The organism is Sphingosinicella sp. (assembly GCF_013911755.1).
GTDB lineage: Bacteria > Pseudomonadota > Alphaproteobacteria > Sphingomonadales > Sphingomonadaceae > Sphingosinicella.
In genome coordinates this window covers 97,676-117,249 of record NZ_JACESP010000009.1, presented here as the reverse complement: position 1 = coordinate 117,249, position 19,574 = coordinate 97,676, and the positions used below count along the sequence as shown (strand labels likewise).

The following is a 19,574-nucleotide window of genomic DNA, read 5'->3' as shown; positions in this document are numbered from 1 at the left end:
CTCCCGCAGGGTGCGCCAGCGGCACGAACATCTCCCGGCTGCGCTGTTCGCGCTCCCGGATGTAATCCTTGATGATCGTATAGCCGCCGGTGAAACCATGCTCGGTGCGCAAACGGTCGAATACCCGCTTCGCCGTATGGCGTTGCTTGCGCGGGACACTGCGGTCACCCTCAAGCCATCCATCAATGATCGCCACAAACCCGTCCAGCTTCGGGCGCTGCGGTACGGACTGGCGCCGGTAACCCGGCGGCGATGAAAACGACAGCATCTTGCGTACCGTTTCGCGCGACACATTGAAACGCTTCGCCGCCGCCCGTTGGCTCATGCCATCCGCGCAAGCCAGACGGACCTGAAGATAAAGTTCCACGCTGTAGATCCCCACACCTCCCTGACTCGGCAGAAAGGCTTCAAGGTGGACGACTTTTACGCCGCCCGCAGCAGGACTATCCCGCCGCTACCGTGGTCGAATATTGCTCCGCCGTTCTCAAGTAGGGGGAATAATACTTGCTAAGTTAACAAGCAATGATATTCTTTGTCGACGATCGACGCTAACTTGCTGCTCGAGACAAGGGAGGATTGCCATGACCGACGCGCCGCTTCCGCCGCCGCGCAGCGATATGACATTCGCGGACAGGGACATGTTCAGCGAACTGACAGAAGGGGCGTTCTATTCGCCGCCTGGCGTGTCGGGGATGGAGATCAGGGATATCGGATTCGGCAAGCGGACCGGAGGGCGGGTCGGCGTTCAGATCTTTCGCGCGAGCGGCGATGTTGCCGACCCGCCGCTTTGGCACATGCATGATCTCGACATTCAGATAGGCTACATCATCAGCGGCTGGATCCTGTACGAATTCGAAGGTCTCGGCGTCGTGCGTGTCGAAGCGGGAACCGCAATTCGTCATCTCCCGCGAAACCGGCTTCGCGTCCTGGACCGGTCGTCTGACTTCGAAGGAATCTGGGTAAAATCCCCGGCAGAAGACGTGGTGACCCTTTTTCCGCTCGATGACACCGGTGGGTATGGAGAAGTCATTTACACCCACACAGAATCCTGAGACGACCATGGCAAAACTCTTGGCGATACACGGCTTCCCGCCCGATCCTGAAGCCTATCGATCGCATTATTTCTCGGTTCACGTGCCATTAGTGAAGGCGCTCCCCGGGCTCGTCCGGTTCGAGGTTGGCGAAGCCGCCGCCACGTCAGCCGGAGGGCAGCGCAATGTCATGCTTATTGCCGAGATGCACTTCGCTTCGGTTGCCGCCGCCCGGGAAGCGCTGGCGAGCACCGCAGGCCAAGCGGCTATTGCCGACATTTCGAATTTTGCCGATCCCTCCAACATCCAGATCGTCCTTTTCGACTCAGCACCCGTCTAAACGCCCGGGATGACAAAGGCCCTAGGCCTTTGCCCTCTCGCCGGCCTCGACGCGGTTAGACAGCAAGCCGATCCCTTCGATTTCCACTTCGCAGAGGTCACCGGGTTTCATGTACAGGGGAGGCGTTCGCGTCATACCGACCCCGGCCGGGGTGCCTGTCACGATGACATCCCCCGCCTCCAGCGTCATGAAAGACGACAAAATCGCGACGAGCTTGGCGACAGGGAAAATCATGTCATCGGTAGAGGCGCTCTGGACGATCTCGCCGTTCAGTCGGGTCTCTAGCTTCAGCCCGGTCGCGCCCTGCGGGAGTGCGTCGGCGGTGACGATCCACGGCCCGAACGCACCGGTCCCGTCGAAATTCTTGCCCGCGGTCCATTGCGTGGTTTTCATCTGGTAGTCGCGGACCGACGCATCGTTGAAAATGGAATATCCGATCACGTGATCGAGCGCGTCCGCTTCGTCGATATGGCGGCCGCCCCGGCCAATGATTGCGACCAATTCACCCTCAAAGTCGAAAGCATCGGAAACGGACGGTTTGACGAGGGGGTCGCGATGGCCGACGAGGCTGGAGGCGAAGCGCACGAAGAGCGTGGGAAAGAGTGGAAGCTCGAACCCTGCTTCGGCTGCATGATCGACATAATTGAGACCGACACAGATGATCTTGCCCGGGCGTGCGAGCGGCGGAAAGAATCGAACATCCCTGCCGTCGACTTCCACGCCCCGATCGCTGAAGGTGTCGGCGATCTTCGCGAGCCCATCTGGGTTGCCCGCCACGATCTCGTCGAGGCTCGGCAGAGCGTGTTCGTCGTGAAACAGGACCCGGCTTGAACCATCCGATCCGAGCATAAGGCCAGGGCGGCCGTTCTGGGCGATGCGGGCTACGCGCATTGAAGAGGTTCCTTCTTCCTGGGGGGATCACATGGCTACGCCAATTGACATGGCCCTATCAAAATACTTGCTATGCAAACAAGCAAAATATAATGAAGCGATGAAAGGGGCCGCCATGACTCAATCGAATGTCGAGTTGATCAAGGAATTTTACGCAGCCTTCGCCCGCGGTGACGGCGATGCAGCGCTCGCTGCCCTGACCGAGGATGTCTTCTGGCTGGAGGCTGAGAATTATCCTTACGCCGACCGCAATCCCTATATTGGGCCGCAAGCGGTAGCTGAGGGGGTACTCGCCCGCGTCCCGGCAGACTGGGACGAGTTTGTCGTCGTCGTCGAAGACGTCGCTCCGCTTGGCAAAGACAGGGTGTTTTCCTCGGGACGTTATCGGGGGGTTTTTCGGCGCACAGGGAAGCGCATCGACGCTCAGATGGCGCATGTGTGGACCCTACGCGAGGGGCGTATCGCGGGTTTCCAGCAATATGCTGACACGCTTCAAGTCGTCGAGGCGACCCGCAGCGGCGACTGACATCGCCGAAGGCGCGCGCAGGCGTCCGAAACTGCGGCCACGACCCATCCTGAACCTGTACTCTGGAGAATAACATGAAAGCAGCGGTGTTTTACGAGCAGGGCCCACCCCATGTGCTCAAATATGAAGATGTGGCTGATCCGGTCTGCGGCCCGGATCAGGTCGTCATCCGTGTGAAGGCGATCAGCATCGAAGGCGGCGATACGCTCAATCGCGGAGCGAACCCACTCGCTGCGCCGATGCCGCGTGTTCCGCACATCATCGGGTATCAGGCGGCCGGCGAAATCATCGCAGTTGGCGCGGATGTCCACCATCTGTCCATCGGCCAGCCGGTGGTGACGCTTGACGCGTTCGGCTCGCACGCCGAGCTTCGCGCCGTTGCCGCTCGCAACGCCTGGCCGGTGCCCAGCGGCATGGACATCAACACCGCCTCTACCGTGCCCGTCCCATTCGGGACAGCGCATGAAAGCCTGTTCTACTTCGGAGGGCTACAGGCCGGTGAAACGGTGCTCGTCCACGGTGGCGCCGGCGCGGTCGGGCTCGCGGCGATCCAGCTGGCGAAGCGTGCCGGGGCGACTGTCATCGCAACGGCATCCTCCGATTCCAAGCTAGAACGCCTCCGGGACTATGGCCTCGACCATGGGGTCAACTATGCACGCGACGACTTCGTCGCGGAAGTCGCCAGGATCACAGACGGTGGGGGGGTTAATCTCGTCATCGATCCGGTCGGCGGAACCGTACTGCAAGCAAGTCTGCGCACTCTGGCCTACCGGGCGCGGGTTGCTCTGATCGGTGCCGCCGCGCGCGAGCCGCTTCTGGTCGACGTGCTGCCGTTGATCGGGACCAACTCCTCCGTGACCGGTGTCTTCTTCGGCGCGGAGATCGCAACCGACCGGGCGCATGATCTTGTGCAATCGCTTATTCAGGACGTCGCAGACGGCACCTTGAAAGCGCCCATCGATCGAACCTACCCTTTATCCGAAGCCGCCGCTGCCCACGCCTTCATCGAAAGCCGGCAGGCGTTTGGCCGCGTCCTGCTTATTCCCTAAGTCGACTTTACCGGGGGGAGAGGGGGGCAGGGCGGCAACGTCCTGCCCCTTCCTGTTTCAACCCATTCCAGCGCTGGATAAGCTTCAACTCGCCCATTCGGCGTCGCGCAGTTCCTTGCGCCGGATCTTGCCGCTGATGGTCTTGGGCAACGACGCCACAAAATCGATCTTGCGAGGATATTTGTACGGAGCGGTCGTCGCTTTCACATGGGCTTGCAGTTCCTCGACCAATTGCTGGGACGGCGTGTAGCCGGCCGACAGGATGACGAAAGCCTTGACGACCTCACCGCGGGTGGGGTCGGGGCTCGCAACAACGGCGCTTTCGGCGACGGCAGGGTGCTCGAATAGGGCACTTTCGACCTCAAAAGGACCGATGCGGTAGCCGGACGAGAGAATGACGTCGTCGGAACGTCCGACAAACCAGAAAAATCCGTCTTCATCCACAAGGCCGCGGTCACCGGTAAGATACCAGTCGCCGCGAAACACGCTGGCGGTACGGTCGGGATCTCCCCGATACTCCTTGAAGAGCCCCGGCGGGCGGCCGCCGGCGATCGAAAGCGCGATGTCGCCCTCGCGGCGCGGCGGCAACGGAAACCCGGTCTCGTCGATCACGGCCATGCGAAACTCCGGGGCCGGCTTGCCCATCGAGCCCTGGCGGCGGGCGCCAGGTCGATTGCCGCAAAGCAGCACCGTTTCTGTCTGGCCATAACCGTCGTAAATCTCGAGCCCGGTCGCAGATCGCCACATATCGATCACCTCGGGATTGAGGGGTTCACCGGCGCTTACACAATGTCTGAGGCGCGCGAACCTGCGCCCCTCGAGCCCGTGCCGCACGAACATACGATAGGCCGTCGGGGGCGCGCAGAGTGTCGAGACCGCATTCTGTTCGAGCAGGGTCAACACAGCCTCGACATCGAATTCACTGCTGTGATGAACAAAAATTGCCGCACCTCGCTGCCACGGACCGAACAGGCTGCTCCACGCAGCTTTCGCCCAACCCGTGTCGGAGAGGTTCCAGTGCAAGTCGCCCGGCTTGAGGTCGAGCCAATAGTCACCGGTAATGCGATGCGCTGCCGTATAGCCGTGCGTATGAATCGTCATCTTGGGATAGCCGGTGGTTCCGCTGGTAAAATAGCAGAGCGCGTCCTCTCCCGCCCAGGTAACCTCGGCTGTGGTCAATGGCTTGGCTGCTGTGAATTCGGCCGCATAATCCACCCATCCTGGCCGCGGCCCGCCGACATGGATCAATTTCAAGTCGGCAGGCAGGGATGCTTCGTCGACCTTTGCCGCCGTGCCTGATGTAGACACGATGCAGCGCGCCGTTGCAGCTTCGACACGGTATGCGATGTCCTTGGCGCTGAGCTGTACCGTTCCGGGCGATGCAATCGCGCCGATTCGGAGGCAGGCCAGCATGATCTCCCACCACTCCCGCTCGCGCGACAGCAGGATGAGGACTGTGTCCCCCTTTTTGACGCCAGCCTGTTTGAGCACGGATGCCGATCGGGCGGCCGACCGCGAAAGCGCCTCGAAGCTGATCGCCTGGGGTGGACGATCACCGTCCACCCAAAGCATGGCAAGGTCGTCGGGGCGTTGCGCGGCAAGCGCATCGACGACGTCGATCGTAAAATTATAGGCGGTTGACGGGTCGGACATGGCGTCCTCGGTAATCGCTGCGCTGGATTTTACCGTCATAGCGCCGCCGCCTTGTAGCTTGCCGCGGCAACCTGTCTTTCGCCGTAGAGGATCGATCTCTCGTCGTCGGTAAGGGCGGCGGGATTTGCTTTCAGACGGTCGGGGATTTCACTGTCGTCCATCGCTTCCTGGACAGCAGGCCTTGCCGCGATTGCACCTCGCCATCGGTTAATCGCCACGAACTCCTCGAGGTCGAACCCGAAGAACGGCATCGCCGAGACGATCGGCCAGCAGGCAATGTCGGCGATCGAATAGTCCTCCGCCAGATACTCCGCCTGGGTTAGCCGATATTCCAGAACGTTGAGCAGCCGAATCACTTCGTTGTCGTAGCGCTGCCTGGCATAAATCTCGTTGGTGGGCGCATGGCGACGAAAATGGACGGCTTGGCCGCCCATCGGGCCGAGCGCCGACATCTGCCACATGAGCCATTCAAGTGTGATCGCCCGCTGAGTTCCTGAGGCGGGCAAGAGCTGCGCCGCCTTTTCCGCCAGATAGATGAGAATGGCGCCGCTTTCGAAAACGGTAACCGGCTCGGCGCTGGCGGCCGGAGCAAGGTCCCTGATCACGGGGAGCTTGTTATTGGGGTTCAGCTTGCGGAACGCGGGTACGAGGTGATCGCCGGCCCGTACGTCGTAATCGATGCGACGGAAGGCGAAGCCAGTCTCCGCAAGCATGATGCGTACTTTTCGCGCGTTTGGCGTGTGAACATAATGAAATTCGATCACCGCATTACTCCTTCGATCAAACCGCCTATAATTTCCTTGCTATGCTGACAAGCAAATTATAGAATGCCCGGCATTGGAGCTCCAACATCCTGTTATCAAGAGGAGAATTCTTTGTGTCTGGAGACGTAATCGACAAACCTTTGCCCCCGGCTCCGGAAATGGAACAGGCGACCACGGCCCATTTCATGCATCTGACCGAGGATAGTTTCCAGCCAATGGAATCGTCGGATTCCTTCTTGCTGCGGAGCACCGATATCGAGAAGTTGAGCGGGGGCGCGGTCGGCGCGCGCGTCTATCGCGCGGTTCCGGATGGGAAGAAACACACGACGCCCTGGCATTGGCACGAATGGGGCTATCAGGTCGGCTATATCACACGAGGCTGGGCAATTTATGAGTTCGAAGGCGTAGGCGAGGTACGGGTAGAAGCGGGTACCTTCCTGTTTCAGCCGCCGAACAATCGCCACCGCGAACTTGACTCTTCCGACGATTTCGAAGGCATCGAAATCACCTTTCCCGGAAAAATAAAGACGATCGGGATCGTGCCTGACGATGCCCAGCCGAGTGGATGGAGGCAGTTCAACGTCGAGCCGGAAGGCTGACCCAGACGCTGTCCGGACTTTTCGTGCGGGCTTCGGCGACTTGCATGGCGGATTGAAACTAACTAGTTTGCTTGGTGAAATAGTAGATTCACTGAGCAGGCAGGAAGCACATGGTCGCGAAGCCCACACGCCGCACCCAGGAAGAGCGCCGGGAAGAGTCGGAGCGCCGTATGCTCGAAGCCGCGGTACGCCTCGTAGCCGAGCGCGGCCTCGACAATCTCCGCCTCGCGGACGTAGGGATTCTCGCTGGCTATAGCCGCGGGCTACCCGCGCACCATTTTGGTGCAAAGGCCAATTTCGAAGTCGCGTTGGTGAATTTCATCAGCGAAGAATATCATCGTGAGATGTCCGAACTGCACCGTGAACCCGGCCTGCCCGGTTTGCTGAAGCTGATCCGGGCCTATTGCGACCTCACCAAGGATCCGATTTGCCTCTGCGTTGCCCACGTGGTCCTGTCAGACCTCGGGCGTGGACCCGACACCGCCGATCAGTTCGCGGAGCTGGCAAAATTGCGGCAGGTCGGGTTCGACGAAGTCGAACGCCACCTTCAAGAAGGTATCGAGCGAGGCGAAATTCGGGATGATATCGATGCGAAACGGATGAGCTTCATCCTGGTGACCGCCATCAATGGCATCATGGCCGCGTGGCTGATCGACCGTTCGATCGACATGGTGTCGGCAGGCGAAGATATCGTGTCGCTGGTCCTCCGTGGCATTGCCACCCAAGGCACCGCGGCAGCCAATGTCGTTGTGCTCAACAACTAAGAGCGAAGCATCCTCCGCATAAGCGGCGTGCGGGAAGTCCCGCAGGGTTTGCAGCTTCCGCTACGGCCGAGACATTGTTTATTGCTTCGGCCCCTCTCACGAATTGCGCGGAGATATATACTTGCTATATAAACAAGTAAATGTCATTTCTCGTATTGTCAGTAGATGAAAGACCAATCAGTGACGCAGGGCCCCTTTGAAAACATCCAGCTTTGCTCGACCATATCAGCGACGGGCCGTCTCGAACTGTCCCTGAAGGAATCCCGTTTGGACGAGCCTGGTGACGACGAAATCGTCGTGGCGATCGAAGCGGCACCGGTGAACCCCTCCGATATCGGCTTGATGATCGGCTACGGTGACATCACGAGCTTGCGCGCAGAAGGTACCGAGGCCGCGCCCGTTGCCGTCATGGATGTCGCCCCACAGCTTCTTCCGCTTGTAGCGGCGCGTCTCGACGTTGCCTTGCCGACTGGGAACGAAGGCGCCGGGCTGGTTGTTCGAGCCGGCGTGAACGCGGAGCATCTGCTCGGAAAGCGCGTGGCTGCCTTTGCCGGCGGCATGTATGCGCGTTATCGTATTCTCCCCGCCAAGGACTGTCTGGTCCTGCCCGACGGCGCCAGCAGCGCCGAAGGCGCTGCTGCGTTCGTCAATCCCTTGACCGCGCTCGGCATGGTGGAAACCATGCGGCGAGAGGGCCACAAGGCGCTGGTTCATACCGCAGCCGCTTCTAACCTCGGGCAGATGCTCAACCGGCTGTGCCTTGCCGACGGCATTGCTCTGGTAAACATCGTGCGGAGCAAGGCGCAGTTCGAAATGCTTTGCGCTGCCGGGGCAAAGCATGTGCTCAATAGCGCTTCGCCGGACTTCGAGGACGAACTCAAAAAGGCGATAAGCGAGACCGAAGCGACCCTGGCGTTCGACGCCATCGGTGGCGGCCGCCTCGCCGGAACGATCCTCGGCGCGATGGAGGCGGCGCAAGCCGAGCGTGGAGGAAAATACAGTCTTTACGGTTCTCCGGTCCGCAAGCAGGTGTATATCTATGGAGCGCTCGATGTCGGCCCGATCGAAGTGCAGCGTAAATTCGGAATGGCATGGGGTATGGGCGGTTGGCTGCTCCCCTCGTTTCTCGATGAGATCGGAAATGAAGCTGCCGAGCGCCTGCGCAACCGCGTGAGAGCCGAGTTGCGAACAACCTTCGCGAGCCAGTTTCATTCAGTGATTTCCCTTAAGGACGCGCTCGGCACGGACGCAATCCGCAATTTTGCAGAACGCGCGACGGGGCGGAAAACCCTAATCGATCCCCGACGAGACTGAGCGGGCCGGCCATGCATCCTTTCTTGGGCACGCCGCTGCGCGCCGCGGAGCTTCCCGGCTTGTGCATAGCTTACAGGACCTTCGGGTCGCTGGGCTCGCGATGTCCGATCGTCCTGTGCCACGGATTTCCAGAAACGTCCTTTTCCTGGCGCTACCAGGTCGGAGCGCTTGCCCGCAGTGGCCACTTTGTCATCGTCCCGGATTTGCGAGGTTATGGCGCGACCGGTGGTCCGGATGACGTCGAAGCCTATGACATGGAAACGATTTGCGACGACATTGTCGGTCTACTCGGCAAGGTGGGCTCTTCGAGAGCGATCATTGCCGGGCATGACTGGGGTGGAGCACTCGCCTGGAACATGGCAATGCGCCGACCGCGGCATGTCGCTGGCGTCATCAGCCTGTGCACACCTTTCCATGCCCGCTCTCCCGCCGATCCCATAGCGATCATGCGCCGGCGCTTTGGCGAAGACATGTACATGGTTCACTTCCAGAAGCAGGGCGAACCCGACGCGATTCTTGATCGCAGTCCGCGGAAGACCCTCGACTATTTCTTCCGACGGCCGTCAGCCGACATGAACAACCGCGGCACCGGCATATCTACTGTCCCCGGGGCGGGGACGTCCATTCTCCCTATCGTGCGCGAAATCGAAGCGTATGATCCGGGTTGCGACGGGCGCGAACATTTTCTGTCCAGGCCCGAATTCGACCATTTTGTCTCAGCGTTCGAGGCGACCGGCTTCACTCGGGCGATTAACTGGTACCGCAACATTACGCGCAACTGGGAAACCGCGGCTTCCTACGACGGGATCGTGCAACAGCCGGCGCTTCTCCTTCAGGCCGAACACGATCGTTTTCTTCCGCCCGCGGCTGCTGAGGGAATGGAATGCGTCGTGCCCCGGCTCGAGCGACAGCTTGTTCGCCGCGCCGGACACTGGCTGCAGCAGGAAAATCCGAACGAGGTGACGTTAGCGATGATCGCATGGATTGAACGCCATTTTCCAGAATGATCGCGCGAGCAAGATACTTGCTATTTTAACAAGCTAATGTAAAAACTGATTTGAGAGAAGCAGCGAAAAAGGGGATCTTATGGTGCTCATTGAGGGAATTTCGCTGCTGGCGTCTGTGCTGACAACTGTCGCTCCGGCGATGCAGGTCGTCCACATCCTGCGTACGCGCTCTGTCGAAGGCCTCTCGGTGCTGACGGGCATTGTTCTCGTCATTGGAGCCTCGCTGAGCTTGCTGCTGGGTATCCAATATCAGTTGGGGGCCGTGCTCATCCTGATGAGCCTGTCGCTCTTTTTTCAGGCCTTGATGCTTCACCTCGTATCCTGGCGTGTTTCCCTGCTCGTCTGGGCGATAATCCTGGGATCGGTCTTGCTGGTCGCAGTCTTCCTGCCGCGCTTCGGTGCAGATATGCTGTCGACGCGGTACACGCAGCAGGTCGCTTTCGTTTGGGGCCTCATCGCGGCGACAACCTTTTTCCCCCAGCTGATAACGACGCGCCGGACGCGGCAGACCCGCGATCTGTCACTCATCACCTTGTTGTGCTTTGCGGCCGGGATGTCGCTTTGGACCGTCTTCGCCTGGCTGGTGCAAAATTGGTCGCTGCTCCTGTGGAGCGCCATCATTACTGTGTCGGTCTATGAGCTTCTGCGTCTGAAGCTGACGATCAAGCCGCCGGCCTCTGCGGTTCTTGGATGACAGCCACGCGACTCGAAACGGACGGCGTGCTCCCATGTCCAGAGCTCGCCCGGCTCGCGGCGTGGCTCGGTGAGCATATGCCGGGTTGGCGCGGGGCCGCGCGGCTCGATCCGATTTCAGGCGGGCGTTCCAATCCGACATTCGTTTTGCGTTCCGACGAATGCCCCGAAAAATATGTCCTGCGGCGGCGGCCGTTGGGCATCCTCCTCCCGTCGGCCCATGCCGTCGACCGCGAATATCGGGTCCTGTCGGCCTTAGGGGCTGCCGGTTTCGCGGTGCCGGAAGCGATCGCCTTTTGCGACGACGCAAGCATTCTCGGCACCACATTTTATGTGATGCGGCACGTCGAGGGGCGGATGTTGTGGGATGGAACGATGCCTGGGCTGCAGCCACCCGAGCGGAAGGCGCATTATCAATCTCTGGTGGCGTCCCTCGCCAACCTCCACATGGTCGATTGGGAGGCGGCAGGCCTCTCCGGCTTCGGCAAGCCGGGAAACTATTTCGGCAGGCAGCTGGATCGTTGGACGCGACAATATCGTGCGTCACAGATTGATCACGTCGATCTCATCGAGCGTTTGATCGACATTTTGTCCCGCTCGCTGCCGGAACAGAGCCGCACGACGATCATTCATGGCGACTATCGGCTGGATAATGTCCTGTTCGCGCCTGCGTCATCGGATATTGTCGCTGTGCTCGACTGGGAATTATCAACGCTCGGCGACCCTCTAGCCGATTTCGCCTATCTCGCGATGAACTGGGTGCTCCCGATCGACGGGCAGGCCGGGCTTCAAGGTGCCGATCTCTCTGCGCTCGGAATCCCGTCGCTCGACGACATCGTCGCCCAATATTGTGCGCGCACTGGTCGTGACGGCCTTCCCGACCTCGACTGGCTGTTCGCCTACAACATGTTCCGCCTTATTGGGATCATACAAGGCGTCCTCGCACGCGCGGCAGGCGGGAACGCAACGTCGGCCGATGCCGATGAACTCGCCGACCGGCTGCCGATCCTCGCAGATCGTGCTTGGTATTACGCCTGCCGCGCGCAGGCCGGACAATCGCGGAGATAGATGTGGCTCGAATGAATATGGACGGGATGACAGCCGTCATCACTGGATCGACACGCGGCATCGGCAAGGCGATCGCTTTGGCCATGGCCGAACATGGTGCCAATGTGGTCGTCTCGGGACGGAATGAGGAAACATGCGACGCCGTTGCCGCCGAAATCGAAGCGGCCCAGGGTCGAACCTGCGCCATCGGTGTTGCCGCCTCGATCGGTTCGGCCGAAGCGCTTGAGCAACTCGTCGAGCGGTCACGGGCTGCCTTCGGCAAGATCGATGCCCTTGTCTGCAACGCTGCCTCGGCTGTCTATTCGGGCCCGATGGGTGAGATCAGCGACCCCCAGTTCGTGAAGCTTCTACAGAATAACCTGATGTCCACGAACCGCTTGATCGCGTTGGTCGCGCCCGAAATGCGCGCCAGAAAAACGGGATCGATCATCATCATGTCGTCGATCGGAGGAATGATCGGGACCGCGACGATTGGGCCCTACAATATTACCAAAGCAGCGAACTTTCAGCTCGCCCGGAATCTCGCGGTCGAGTTCGGCCGCGACGGCGTGCGGGTCAATTGCATCGCCCCGGGGGTCATTCGCACCGATTTCGCCCGGGCACTCTGGGAAGACGAAGCGAACACCCAGCGCGTCGTTGCTGCGACGCCGTTGAATCGCCTTGGAGAAGCCGACGATATCGCTGGTGCCGCCGTCTTCCTTGCGTCGGACCATGCGCGCTTCATCACCGGACAGTCCATCGTCGTCGACGGCGGCGCACTGATCAAGGCACCGGTTGCCGATTGACGCGCCTCCGCGTCCAACTCCCGAGGAAAAGGATCATTTCATGAGCGCACGACTGGAAGACTTGCGGGCGCGCCTGCTCGATTTCATGGCCGACCACATCTATCCTAGCGAGCCTCGCTTCTTCGCCGAAGGCGAGAGGCTCGGGCCCTGGTCGGTGCTGCCCGTTGTCGAGGAGCTCAAGGCAAAGGCGCGTTCTGCAGGGCTGTGGAATCTCTTCCTGCCAGCGCATCACGAAGGCGGTCTTTCCAATGTCGACTATGCACCGCTGTGCGAGATCATGGGGCGCTCGATCATGGCGCCGGAAATCTTCAATTGTTCTGCCCCCGACACCGGCAATATGGAAGTCCTGGCGCGTTACGGGACATCCGAACAGCAAGAGCGTTGGCTTGGACCGCTTCTCGCGGGGGAGATTCGCTCTGCGTTCGCGATGACCGAGCCCGAAGTCGCCTCTTCCGATGCGACCAATATCAGCTGCGAGATCCGGCGCGACGGCGACAGTTATGTAATCAACGGGCGCAAATGGTACACGACAGGGGCGACCGACCCGCGCTGTAAATTCATGATCCTGCTTGGACAAACCGGAGATGAAACCGTCGACCGCCACCGGCGCCAGTCGATGATTATCGTGCCCAAGGATACGCCGGGCGTCCGGGTCGTCCGGTCGCTACCGGTATTTGGCTTTTACGGCGTTCCGGACCGTGCTTCGGAAGTCTGGTTCGACGATGTTCGGGTCCCTGACGATAACATGATCCTTGGTGAAGGACGCGGGTTCGAAATAGCGCAGGGGCGTCTCGGCCCAGGACGCATCCACCACTGCATGCGCCTGATCGGGATGTGCGAACGCATCCTTGAGCGGATGTGCCGTCGCGTGGAGAGCCGTGTAACATTCGGTCGTCCCGTCTCCGAACAAGCCACCACCCTGGAGCGTATCGCCGAATCACGCATCATGATCGAGCAATGCCGGCTGCTGACCATGAAGGCGGCGAAAATGATGGATGAGGTCGGCAACCGCGAAGCACGCCAGGAAATTGCGATGATCAAGGTCGCGGCGCCCAACATGGCCTGTCAGATTATCGACTGGGCAATCCAGGCATTTGGCGGAGGCGGCACGAACAACGACCATTATCTGCCCGCAGCTTTCGCACTGGCACGCGCGCTGCGGCTGGCCGACGGACCCGACGAAGTCCATCGCAATCAGATCGCCAGGCTGGAGATGCGGCGGCACGAAGCCACCGACCCGGCGCGTACGGGAGGGCGCGGAGCGTTCCTAACCCGCGACGAAGCCGCAGAGTCCGGCGTGCAGGGCCTATGGGCACCTTCTTTGCCCGTGAGAGCATGAAGCTGCGCGTCCTCGCGTCATCGACGCCGCTGGCGGCCGGCCTTCAACATCGGGGATCGAAATGACTGCAGACCATATCCACCACATCGCGGTTATCGGGGCCGGAAATATGGGCCGTCAGATCGCGCTCGCGTCTGCGCTCGCGGGATACGATACCAGTCTCACGGATGTGAGCCGCGAAGCGCTGGAAGGAGCGGAGATTTATGCCGGCGCCTATCTCGCGGAGCGCGTTGCCAAGGGCAAACTTTCCGAAGCCGACAGCGTCGCGGCGCGAGCGCGCATTCGCGTTGCGCACACGCTCGAGGACAGCGTGCGCGACGCGGATTTCGTCATCGAGGCCGCTGTGGAGAAACTTGATGTCAAACGCCGGCTCTTCGCCGATCTGGACCGCCTTGCTCCAGACCACGCGGTTCTCGCTACGAACAGTTCGGCAATCGTGAGCTCGTCTATCGCGACCGCTACGGGGCGCCCCGACAAGGTGCTCAACACGCACTTTTTCAACCCGGCTCTGGTGATGAAATTAGTTGAAGTTGTCCAAGGCCCACATGTTTCCGAGGAGACGGCGCAGACGACCATCGCGCTGGCACGGAATCTGGGCAAGGTGCCCGTCCATCTGCACAAGGAGGTGGACGGCTTTCTGCTCCACCGGATACTCGACGCCGTTTTTCGGGAAGCCGGGTGGCTGCTCGAAATGGGCGTTGCGAGCATCGAAGACATCGATCTGGCCTGCGTGCATGGCGCTGGACATCCCATGGGCCCCTTTCGGCTCCTCGATCTGATTGGACTCGATCTTGCGCATTTGATGGCAATGGAACGCTTCAGGAAAACGGGCGATGCCGCCGAATTGCCGATGCCGCAGCTCGCCGCACGCGTCGCGGCCGGGCATCTCGGGCGGAAGTCCGGCCAAGGCTGGTACGATTACCACGGCGGCAATCTCGACGGGGGAACAGCATGAGCGGACGCGTTGCCGGGAAGAATGCGCTGATCACGGGCGGCGCAGGCGGGCTGGGATCTGCTATCGGCTGGATGCTCGCGCATGAAGGCGCCCGCATCGCATTGACTGACATCGATATTGACCGTGCTGCCGCTGTAGCCGATGCAATCAATCGCGAACTGGGCGCGGGGCGGGCGATCGCTCTCCGCCACGATGTGACCGACGTGGGCTCGTGGGACATTGCCCTGCGTGATGCCGCCGATTTCCTGGGTGGGATATCGGTCCTTGTGAACAATGCGGGTGTCGCTCCGGTGGGATCGATAGACCGGATCGATCTGGAGGAGTGGACGCGCGTGATGCGCATAAACGTCGACAGCGTCATGCTGGGGTCGCAAAAAGCGATACCGTATCTTCAGCAAGCGCAGCCGGCGTCGATCGTGAACATGGCCTCGATCTCGGCATTGATCGCCAGCGGTAATCTCGCCGCTTACAATGCGTCGAAGGCGGCGGTATGGATGCTGACCAAATCGGTGGCGCTGCATTGCGCTCGCAAGAAGATGGATATCCGGTGCAATTCTGTGCATCCAGCGTATATCCGGACCGATATCCTGCGATCGGTCGTCGGCGAGGTCGGCGACAAGGAAGAAGCCTTCAGCAAGCTCGCACGGCAAATTCCCATTGGCCGGCTTGGAGAACCCGACGACGTTGCCTATGCGGTGGTCTATCTCGCGTCGGACGAGAGCCGCTTCATGACCGGTGCCGAAATCAAGCTCGATGGTGGTATCTCGGCGCAATAACATTCCGCCGGGCCCACGGTAAAAGTATCTCGCCGGCGGCTTCACGGCTTGCGCGTTGTCGTCGCCTCTCTGCCCGTGCGTCGAAGACAAAAAAGGGGCCGGCTCTTAGACCCGGCCCCCGGTCGCTCAAAATCAGTCGAACCTGACGTTGAGCCGCAGACCGTATGTCCGTGGCGGGTCGATGTAGCCGTAGTTTTCATAGGGAGCGGGGTAACCGCTGTGCGCGCCGGCAGCGAGCGTGGCTTTGTCCGTGGCGTTCAGAACATAGGCTGTCAGGTCCCAGTTCTCGCTCGGCGACGTGTAGGTGAGGCTCAGATCCAGCTTGGCGAACTCGTCCTGCCGGAAATTGAAGCCGTTGGTGTAAACCTTCCAGTAGCCGCTTTCATAATGGGTGTCGGCCCGGAAAGTGAGGCCGCCACCATTGCCGAGGTCGACGCCGTGCTCGAAGCCAAGCGACACCGCTGCCTTGGGTGCGTTGGGCAGTGAGTTCCCGCTGAAATCGACATTGTCGAGGACCAGTTCACGGATCTTCGCCGACAGGAAGTTGGAATTAAGCGTGATCTTGGTCTTTGTATCGAACGCGTAGGCGAGATCGACCTGCGCGCCGTAGATTCGCGTCTTGGGAATCCCGAAATTATCGAAAGCTCCGTTTGCGAGGGTCGAAATCGTGTAATTTTTATAGTCGTAATAATAGCCCTCGACATTGAACAGGAGTCGGTTGTCAAAGAACCGATTTTTGAAACCGACTGTATAGCCTATCATTGTCTGTTCCTCGAGGCGCAGACCGGCGAATACCGCCGAAGCCCGATATCCGCCAGGCGAATAGGCAGTCTGCACATTGGCGTAGGCCATCGACTGCGGCCCGATATCGGCCTCGATGCCCAACTTCCAGTCGAAGTGGTTCCATTTCGCCGCTACCGAAAAGGGGATATCTCCGCTTGGCGTGTGCACGAGGCTTCCCGGGCGCGCGGCCATCTTGTCTTCCGAATAGCGGCCGCCTGCGGTGACACGCAGCGTGTCGAGCACCTCATATTGTAGCTGGGCGAACCCGGCGACGCCCTCGTTGCGATGAAGCAGGCGATTGCCCGCGACTTGCCCGAATGATGCCGACAGGGTGGAATCGATGTCGGACTTATTGTGATAATAATAGAGGCTGCCGAGCCATGACAGCCGCTCGGTCAGGTCGCCGCTGAAGCGAAGTTCGTGCGTCGTCTGGTCGATCGTGCCGTCGCTGACGGTCGAAAGTCCCTGCAAGAATCGCAAATCGTCATCCAGATAATGGATATACGAAGGGATATACTGGATTTTGAGATTGCCGAGATCGTAAGTGATCCGCCCACCCGTCACGATGCCCCGTAGAAATAGCGTGGATCGGCTGACGTCGTTACCCGGGGCGGGAAATAGCCCGGCCACGGCGACGCCCGGGTCGAATTGTGGCTGGTCATAGGGGTCGTCGTTGAGAAACGGCTTCAGATAGGATGTGGCCTGCGGCTTTAGCCGATTGTGATAATATTGGCCCCATAGATAGATCTCAAGCTTGTCGCTCGGGTTCCATAGCATGGACAGCCGGATGGTTTTCGCCTCGTCGGTGTCATTGCCGTTGGAAAAATAGGCGCCGCGGTGTGTCGTGCTGCCCGCAATGCGCACCGCAAGGTCGCCGGTCAAGGGAAGATTGGCGATCGCAGTCAGCTTGAGCAGTTCGTAATTGCCTGCTTCGCCCGTGACTTTGAAGCCAAGCTCGTTCTTGGGCATCGCCGAGCGAATATTTGTGACGCCCCCGAGCGCCCCTTTTCCATAAAGTGTTCCTTGAGGCCCCGGTAGGATCTCGATCTGCTCGATGTCCATGATGGTCGTGTTGGTCGCGAGCCGCGGAATATAGACGTCGTTGAAGTTGATCCCCGCTGGCTCGGGAACATAAGGCAGATCGATTTCGCTCCCGACGCCACGGACGTTGAGCTGCACCGCGCCGAGCGAATAATTGATTTTCGCGGCGGGAACCACGTTGGTGAGGCCGGTGAGGCTTGTAATGCCGCGTGCCTCGATCGTTTCGGCCGATACGGCGCTGATGGCTACCGGCGTTTTTTGAAGGGTTTGGTTGCCGCGCGTGGCAGTGACGACGATATCCTCGTCACTGACTTGCGTTTCCGTCACCAGTGCTCCCGAATCCTGCGCATTTGCGCTCGCAAGTGGCACGACCACCCATGCCGCCGCAGCAATCAGAAAACGATGTTTAGCCCCCATTTTGTCACTCCCTCGTGGCTGAGTCTTTGTTCTATCAAGGGGGGCAATGCTATATCTTGCTAGTTATGCAAGCAAGTAAAATGTATCCATGCCTGCGGAGTGCAATGTTTGCGCCTGCCGTAGGACGGCATTCCGGCCTTGGTTCAGCTGTGCCTGCCCGCAGGGCCGGCCCCGAATTGCGTGCGTAGCGTCGTCTTCTGAATCTTTCCCGTGGCGGTGTGCGGGAGGTCGTCGACGAAGTATATTTCGTCCGGTAGCCACCACTTGGCGACCTTCGTGCTCAGAAAATCGAGGAGTTCCGCAGCCGTCGTCGTGGCCGTTTTCTTGCGAACGGCAATCAGGATAGGTCGCTCGTCCCATTTGGGATGCGGGATGCCGATGACCGCCGCCTCGGCAATCCCGGGGTGGCCGACGGCTGCATTTTCCAGGTCGATCGAACTGATCCATTCGCCGCCAGATTTGATCACGTCTTTGGATCGATCGGTAATTTTCATATAGCCCGATGCGTCGATCGTCGCGACATCACCGGTGTCGAACCAACCGTCCTCGTCGAGTATCGCGCCGCCGTCACCGCCGAAGTATTCGGCGATCACCCACGCCCCCCGCGATTTCAGCCGTCCCGCCGTCTTTCCGTCCCGCGGCAGTTCCTGGTTCTCGCTCCCTACAATCCGGAGTTCAACGCCGAACGGTGCGCGTCCCTGCTTGCATTTGAGGGTCAATTGATCGTCATACTCGAGTGCCGCGCCGGCGGCGTCGAGCATGCCGACCGAGCCGATCGGCGACATTTCGGTCATCCCCCAGGCATGACAGACGGTCAGTCCGAAGCGCGTTTCATACGCTTCGATCAAGGATCGAGGCGCAGCTGCACCGCCTACGATCAGGCGCTGCAGCTGGCCGAGGTTGCCGCCCTCCTCGTCGAGAAACTGGAGGATGGCCTGCCATATGGTCGGGACGGCGGCGGCGTGCGTGACGCCCTCTTCGCGGATGCGGGCAATGAGCGTCGCGGCGTCAAAATGTGGTCCCGCCATCACGAGCTTGGCGCCAGTCAAGGCGGCTGCATACGGAATGCCCCAGGCGTTTGCATGGTACATCGGGACGATCGGCAGCACCGTCGCGCGCGAAGACAGGCCGAGCGAGTCGAATTGGGCGGCGCTGTAGCTATGGAGTACGGTCGAGCGGTGAGAATATAGGACGCCCTTGGGATTGCCGGTGGTACCGGATGTGTAGCAGAGGCCTGAAGGCGCATTTTCATCGACGTTAAGCCAAGAAAAGTCGCCATCCTGAGCGGAAACAAGATCTTCATAGCAAATCAGGTCGAGCGATGACGCCGGCATGTTGGATGCGTCCGACATGACGATGAAATACTTCACGGACGTGAGGGAGGGCGCGATTTCTTCGACAAGCTTGATGAATCCGGCATCGAAGAAAAGCGCGCGATCGGACGCGTGATTGGCGATGTAGATGATTTGTTCTGAGAAAAGCCGAGGATTGATGGTGTGCGCTACTGCTCCCATCCCCGATATGGCAAACCAGCATTCGACGTGGCGATGGGTGTTCCAAGCGAGAGTGCCCACCCGATCGCCACCCTCGATCCCGAGACGGCGGAGCGCTTGCGCGATGCGCTTGGCGCGTTCTCGCACATTCTTCCAATTCGTTCGAACCGTCGGTCCTTCAACGGTCATTGAGACGATTTCCTGATGACCGGCATTTAGCGCGGCGTGATCGATGAGCCTGAAGACATTGAGCGGCCAATTTTGCATTCTACCCAACATCACGTCT

General features: G+C 60.1%; 19 protein-coding genes and 1 pseudogene. 14 read left to right on the top strand and 6 right to left on the bottom strand.

Going from position 1 to position 19,574, the window contains the following annotated elements; genetic code table 11:
- Positions 1-367, bottom strand: a pseudogene (locus H2052_RS08535) (IS21 family transposase); the annotation flags it as partial.
- Positions 368-581: 214 nt separating this feature from the next.
- On the opposite strand from H2052_RS08535, the gene H2052_RS08530 reads away from it, so the two are divergent.
- Positions 582-1,052, top strand: a complete 471-nt coding sequence (locus tag H2052_RS08530) for a hypothetical protein (RefSeq protein WP_293780172.1) — start codon at positions 582-584, stop codon at positions 1,050-1,052.
- A gap of 7 nt (positions 1,053-1,059) precedes the next feature.
- Positions 1,060-1,371, top strand: coding sequence for an EthD family reductase (locus H2052_RS08525; protein WP_293780170.1), 312 nt, complete (start codon positions 1,060-1,062; stop codon positions 1,369-1,371).
- A gap of 21 nt (positions 1,372-1,392) precedes the next feature.
- Here the strand turns inward: H2052_RS08525 and H2052_RS08520 are convergent, their stop codons facing one another.
- The gene (locus H2052_RS08520; RefSeq protein ID WP_293780167.1) at positions 1,393-2,262 is read right to left on the bottom strand and encodes a fumarylacetoacetate hydrolase family protein; all 870 of its coding nucleotides are present in this window, start codon (positions 2,260-2,262) and stop codon (positions 1,393-1,395) included.
- Positions 2,263-2,293: 31 nt separating this feature from the next.
- On the opposite strand from H2052_RS08520, the gene H2052_RS08515 reads away from it, so the two are divergent.
- Both H2052_RS08515 and H2052_RS08510 read left to right on the top strand, forming a co-directional pair.
- Positions 2,294-2,788, top strand: a complete 495-nt coding sequence (locus H2052_RS08515) for a nuclear transport factor 2 family protein (protein ID WP_293780164.1) — start codon at positions 2,294-2,296, stop codon at positions 2,786-2,788.
- Positions 2,789-2,862: 74 nt separating this feature from the next.
- Positions 2,863-3,837: a zinc-binding alcohol dehydrogenase family protein gene (locus tag H2052_RS08510; protein WP_293780161.1), complete on the top strand. Its 975-nt coding sequence runs from the start codon at positions 2,863-2,865 to the stop codon at positions 3,835-3,837.
- Positions 3,838-3,921: 84 nt separating this feature from the next.
- Here H2052_RS08510 and H2052_RS08505 read toward each other — a convergent pair whose 3' ends face one another.
- Both H2052_RS08505 and H2052_RS08500 read right to left on the bottom strand, forming a co-directional pair.
- Positions 3,922-5,529, bottom strand: a complete 1,608-nt coding sequence (locus H2052_RS08505) for an AMP-binding protein (protein ID WP_293780158.1) — start codon at positions 5,527-5,529, stop codon at positions 3,922-3,924.
- Positions 5,526-6,254: a glutathione S-transferase N-terminal domain-containing protein gene (locus H2052_RS08500; protein ID WP_293780155.1), complete on the bottom strand. Its 729-nt coding sequence runs from the start codon at positions 6,252-6,254 to the stop codon at positions 5,526-5,528. Before H2052_RS08500 ends, H2052_RS08505 begins: the two co-directional genes overlap by 4 nt.
- Before the next feature lie 113 nt (positions 6,255-6,367).
- On the opposite strand from H2052_RS08500, the gene H2052_RS08495 reads away from it, so the two are divergent.
- The 10 genes from H2052_RS08495 to H2052_RS08450 all read left to right on the top strand — a co-directional run bounded on the left by H2052_RS08495 (position 6,368) and on the right by H2052_RS08450 (position 15,554).
- Entirely contained in the window at positions 6,368-6,853 is a 486-nt protein-coding gene (locus H2052_RS08495) for a cupin domain-containing protein (RefSeq protein ID WP_293780152.1), read from the top strand.
- Positions 6,854-6,963: 110 nt separating this feature from the next.
- A complete protein-coding gene (locus tag H2052_RS08490; protein ID WP_293780149.1) occupies positions 6,964-7,617 on the top strand; it encodes a TetR/AcrR family transcriptional regulator in 654 nt (217 codons plus the stop codon).
- A gap of 180 nt (positions 7,618-7,797) precedes the next feature.
- Positions 7,798-8,931, top strand: coding sequence for a zinc-binding dehydrogenase (locus H2052_RS08485; protein WP_293780145.1), 1,134 nt, complete (start codon positions 7,798-7,800; stop codon positions 8,929-8,931).
- An 11-nt stretch (positions 8,932-8,942) separates the two neighbouring features.
- Entirely contained in the window at positions 8,943-9,938 is a 996-nt protein-coding gene (locus H2052_RS08480) for an alpha/beta hydrolase (protein WP_293780142.1), read from the top strand.
- A gap of 79 nt (positions 9,939-10,017) precedes the next feature.
- The gene (locus H2052_RS08475) at positions 10,018-10,632 is read left to right on the top strand and encodes a PQ-loop domain-containing transporter (protein ID WP_293780139.1); all 615 of its coding nucleotides are present in this window, start codon (positions 10,018-10,020) and stop codon (positions 10,630-10,632) included.
- On the top strand, positions 10,629-11,699 hold the full coding sequence (locus tag H2052_RS08470) for a phosphotransferase family protein (protein ID WP_293780136.1): 1,071 nt from the start codon (positions 10,629-10,631) through the stop codon (positions 11,697-11,699). The genes H2052_RS08475 and H2052_RS08470 overlap by 4 nt, the downstream gene beginning before the upstream one ends.
- 2 nt (positions 11,700-11,701) lie before the next feature.
- Positions 11,702-12,484, top strand: a complete 783-nt coding sequence (locus H2052_RS08465; protein ID WP_293780133.1) for an SDR family oxidoreductase — start codon at positions 11,702-11,704, stop codon at positions 12,482-12,484.
- Between the two features lie 40 nt (positions 12,485-12,524).
- Positions 12,525-13,823 (top strand): acyl-CoA dehydrogenase family protein, encoded by a 1,299-nt coding sequence (locus H2052_RS08460; RefSeq protein ID WP_293780130.1) that lies wholly within the window; start codon positions 12,525-12,527, stop codon positions 13,821-13,823.
- Between the two features lie 61 nt (positions 13,824-13,884).
- Entirely contained in the window at positions 13,885-14,778 is an 894-nt protein-coding gene (locus H2052_RS08455; RefSeq protein ID WP_293780127.1) for a 3-hydroxyacyl-CoA dehydrogenase family protein, read from the top strand.
- A complete protein-coding gene (locus tag H2052_RS08450) occupies positions 14,775-15,554 on the top strand; it encodes an SDR family oxidoreductase (protein WP_293780124.1) in 780 nt (259 codons plus the stop codon). Before H2052_RS08455 ends, H2052_RS08450 begins: the two co-directional genes overlap by 4 nt.
- A 132-nt stretch (positions 15,555-15,686) precedes the next feature.
- On the opposite strand, the gene H2052_RS08445 is transcribed toward H2052_RS08450, so the two are convergent.
- Both H2052_RS08445 and H2052_RS08440 read right to left on the bottom strand, forming a co-directional pair.
- Complete coding sequence (locus H2052_RS08445) at positions 15,687-17,795, bottom strand: TonB-dependent receptor (RefSeq protein WP_293780121.1); 2,109 nt, start codon at positions 17,793-17,795, stop codon at positions 15,687-15,689.
- A gap of 143 nt (positions 17,796-17,938) precedes the next feature.
- Positions 17,939-19,567, bottom strand: coding sequence for a long-chain fatty acid--CoA ligase (locus H2052_RS08440; protein WP_293780118.1), 1,629 nt, complete (start codon positions 19,565-19,567; stop codon positions 17,939-17,941).
- Positions 19,568-19,574 lie beyond the last annotated feature (7 nt).

Coding starts and splice junctions, on each gene's coding strand:
- H2052_RS08530 (WP_293780172.1), top strand. CDS start 582: ATGACCGACGCGCCGCTTCCGCCGCCGCGCAGCGATATGACATTCGCG.
- H2052_RS08525 (WP_293780170.1), top strand. CDS start 1,060: ATGGCAAAACTCTTGGCGATACACGGCTTCCCGCCCGATCCTGAAGCC.
- H2052_RS08520 (WP_293780167.1), bottom strand. CDS start 2,262: ATGCGCGTAGCCCGCATCGCCCAGAACGGCCGCCCTGGCCTTATGCTC.
- H2052_RS08515 (WP_293780164.1), top strand. CDS start 2,294: ATGGCTACGCCAATTGACATGGCCCTATCAAAATACTTGCTATGCAAA.
- H2052_RS08510 (WP_293780161.1), top strand. CDS start 2,863: ATGAAAGCAGCGGTGTTTTACGAGCAGGGCCCACCCCATGTGCTCAAA.
- H2052_RS08505 (WP_293780158.1), bottom strand. CDS start 5,529: ATGACGGTAAAATCCAGCGCAGCGATTACCGAGGACGCCATGTCCGAC.
- H2052_RS08490 (WP_293780149.1), top strand. CDS start 6,964: ATGGTCGCGAAGCCCACACGCCGCACCCAGGAAGAGCGCCGGGAAGAG.
- H2052_RS08480 (WP_293780142.1), top strand. CDS start 8,943: ATGCATCCTTTCTTGGGCACGCCGCTGCGCGCCGCGGAGCTTCCCGGC.
- H2052_RS08475 (WP_293780139.1), top strand. CDS start 10,018: ATGGTGCTCATTGAGGGAATTTCGCTGCTGGCGTCTGTGCTGACAACT.
- H2052_RS08470 (WP_293780136.1), top strand. CDS start 10,629: ATGACAGCCACGCGACTCGAAACGGACGGCGTGCTCCCATGTCCAGAG.
- H2052_RS08460 (WP_293780130.1), top strand. CDS start 12,525: ATGAGCGCACGACTGGAAGACTTGCGGGCGCGCCTGCTCGATTTCATG.
- H2052_RS08455 (WP_293780127.1), top strand. CDS start 13,885: ATGACTGCAGACCATATCCACCACATCGCGGTTATCGGGGCCGGAAAT.
- H2052_RS08450 (WP_293780124.1), top strand. CDS start 14,775: ATGAGCGGACGCGTTGCCGGGAAGAATGCGCTGATCACGGGCGGCGCA.
- H2052_RS08445 (WP_293780121.1), bottom strand. CDS start 17,795: ATGGGGGCTAAACATCGTTTTCTGATTGCTGCGGCGGCATGGGTGGTC.
- H2052_RS08440 (WP_293780118.1), bottom strand. CDS start 19,567: ATGTTGGGTAGAATGCAAAATTGGCCGCTCAATGTCTTCAGGCTCATC.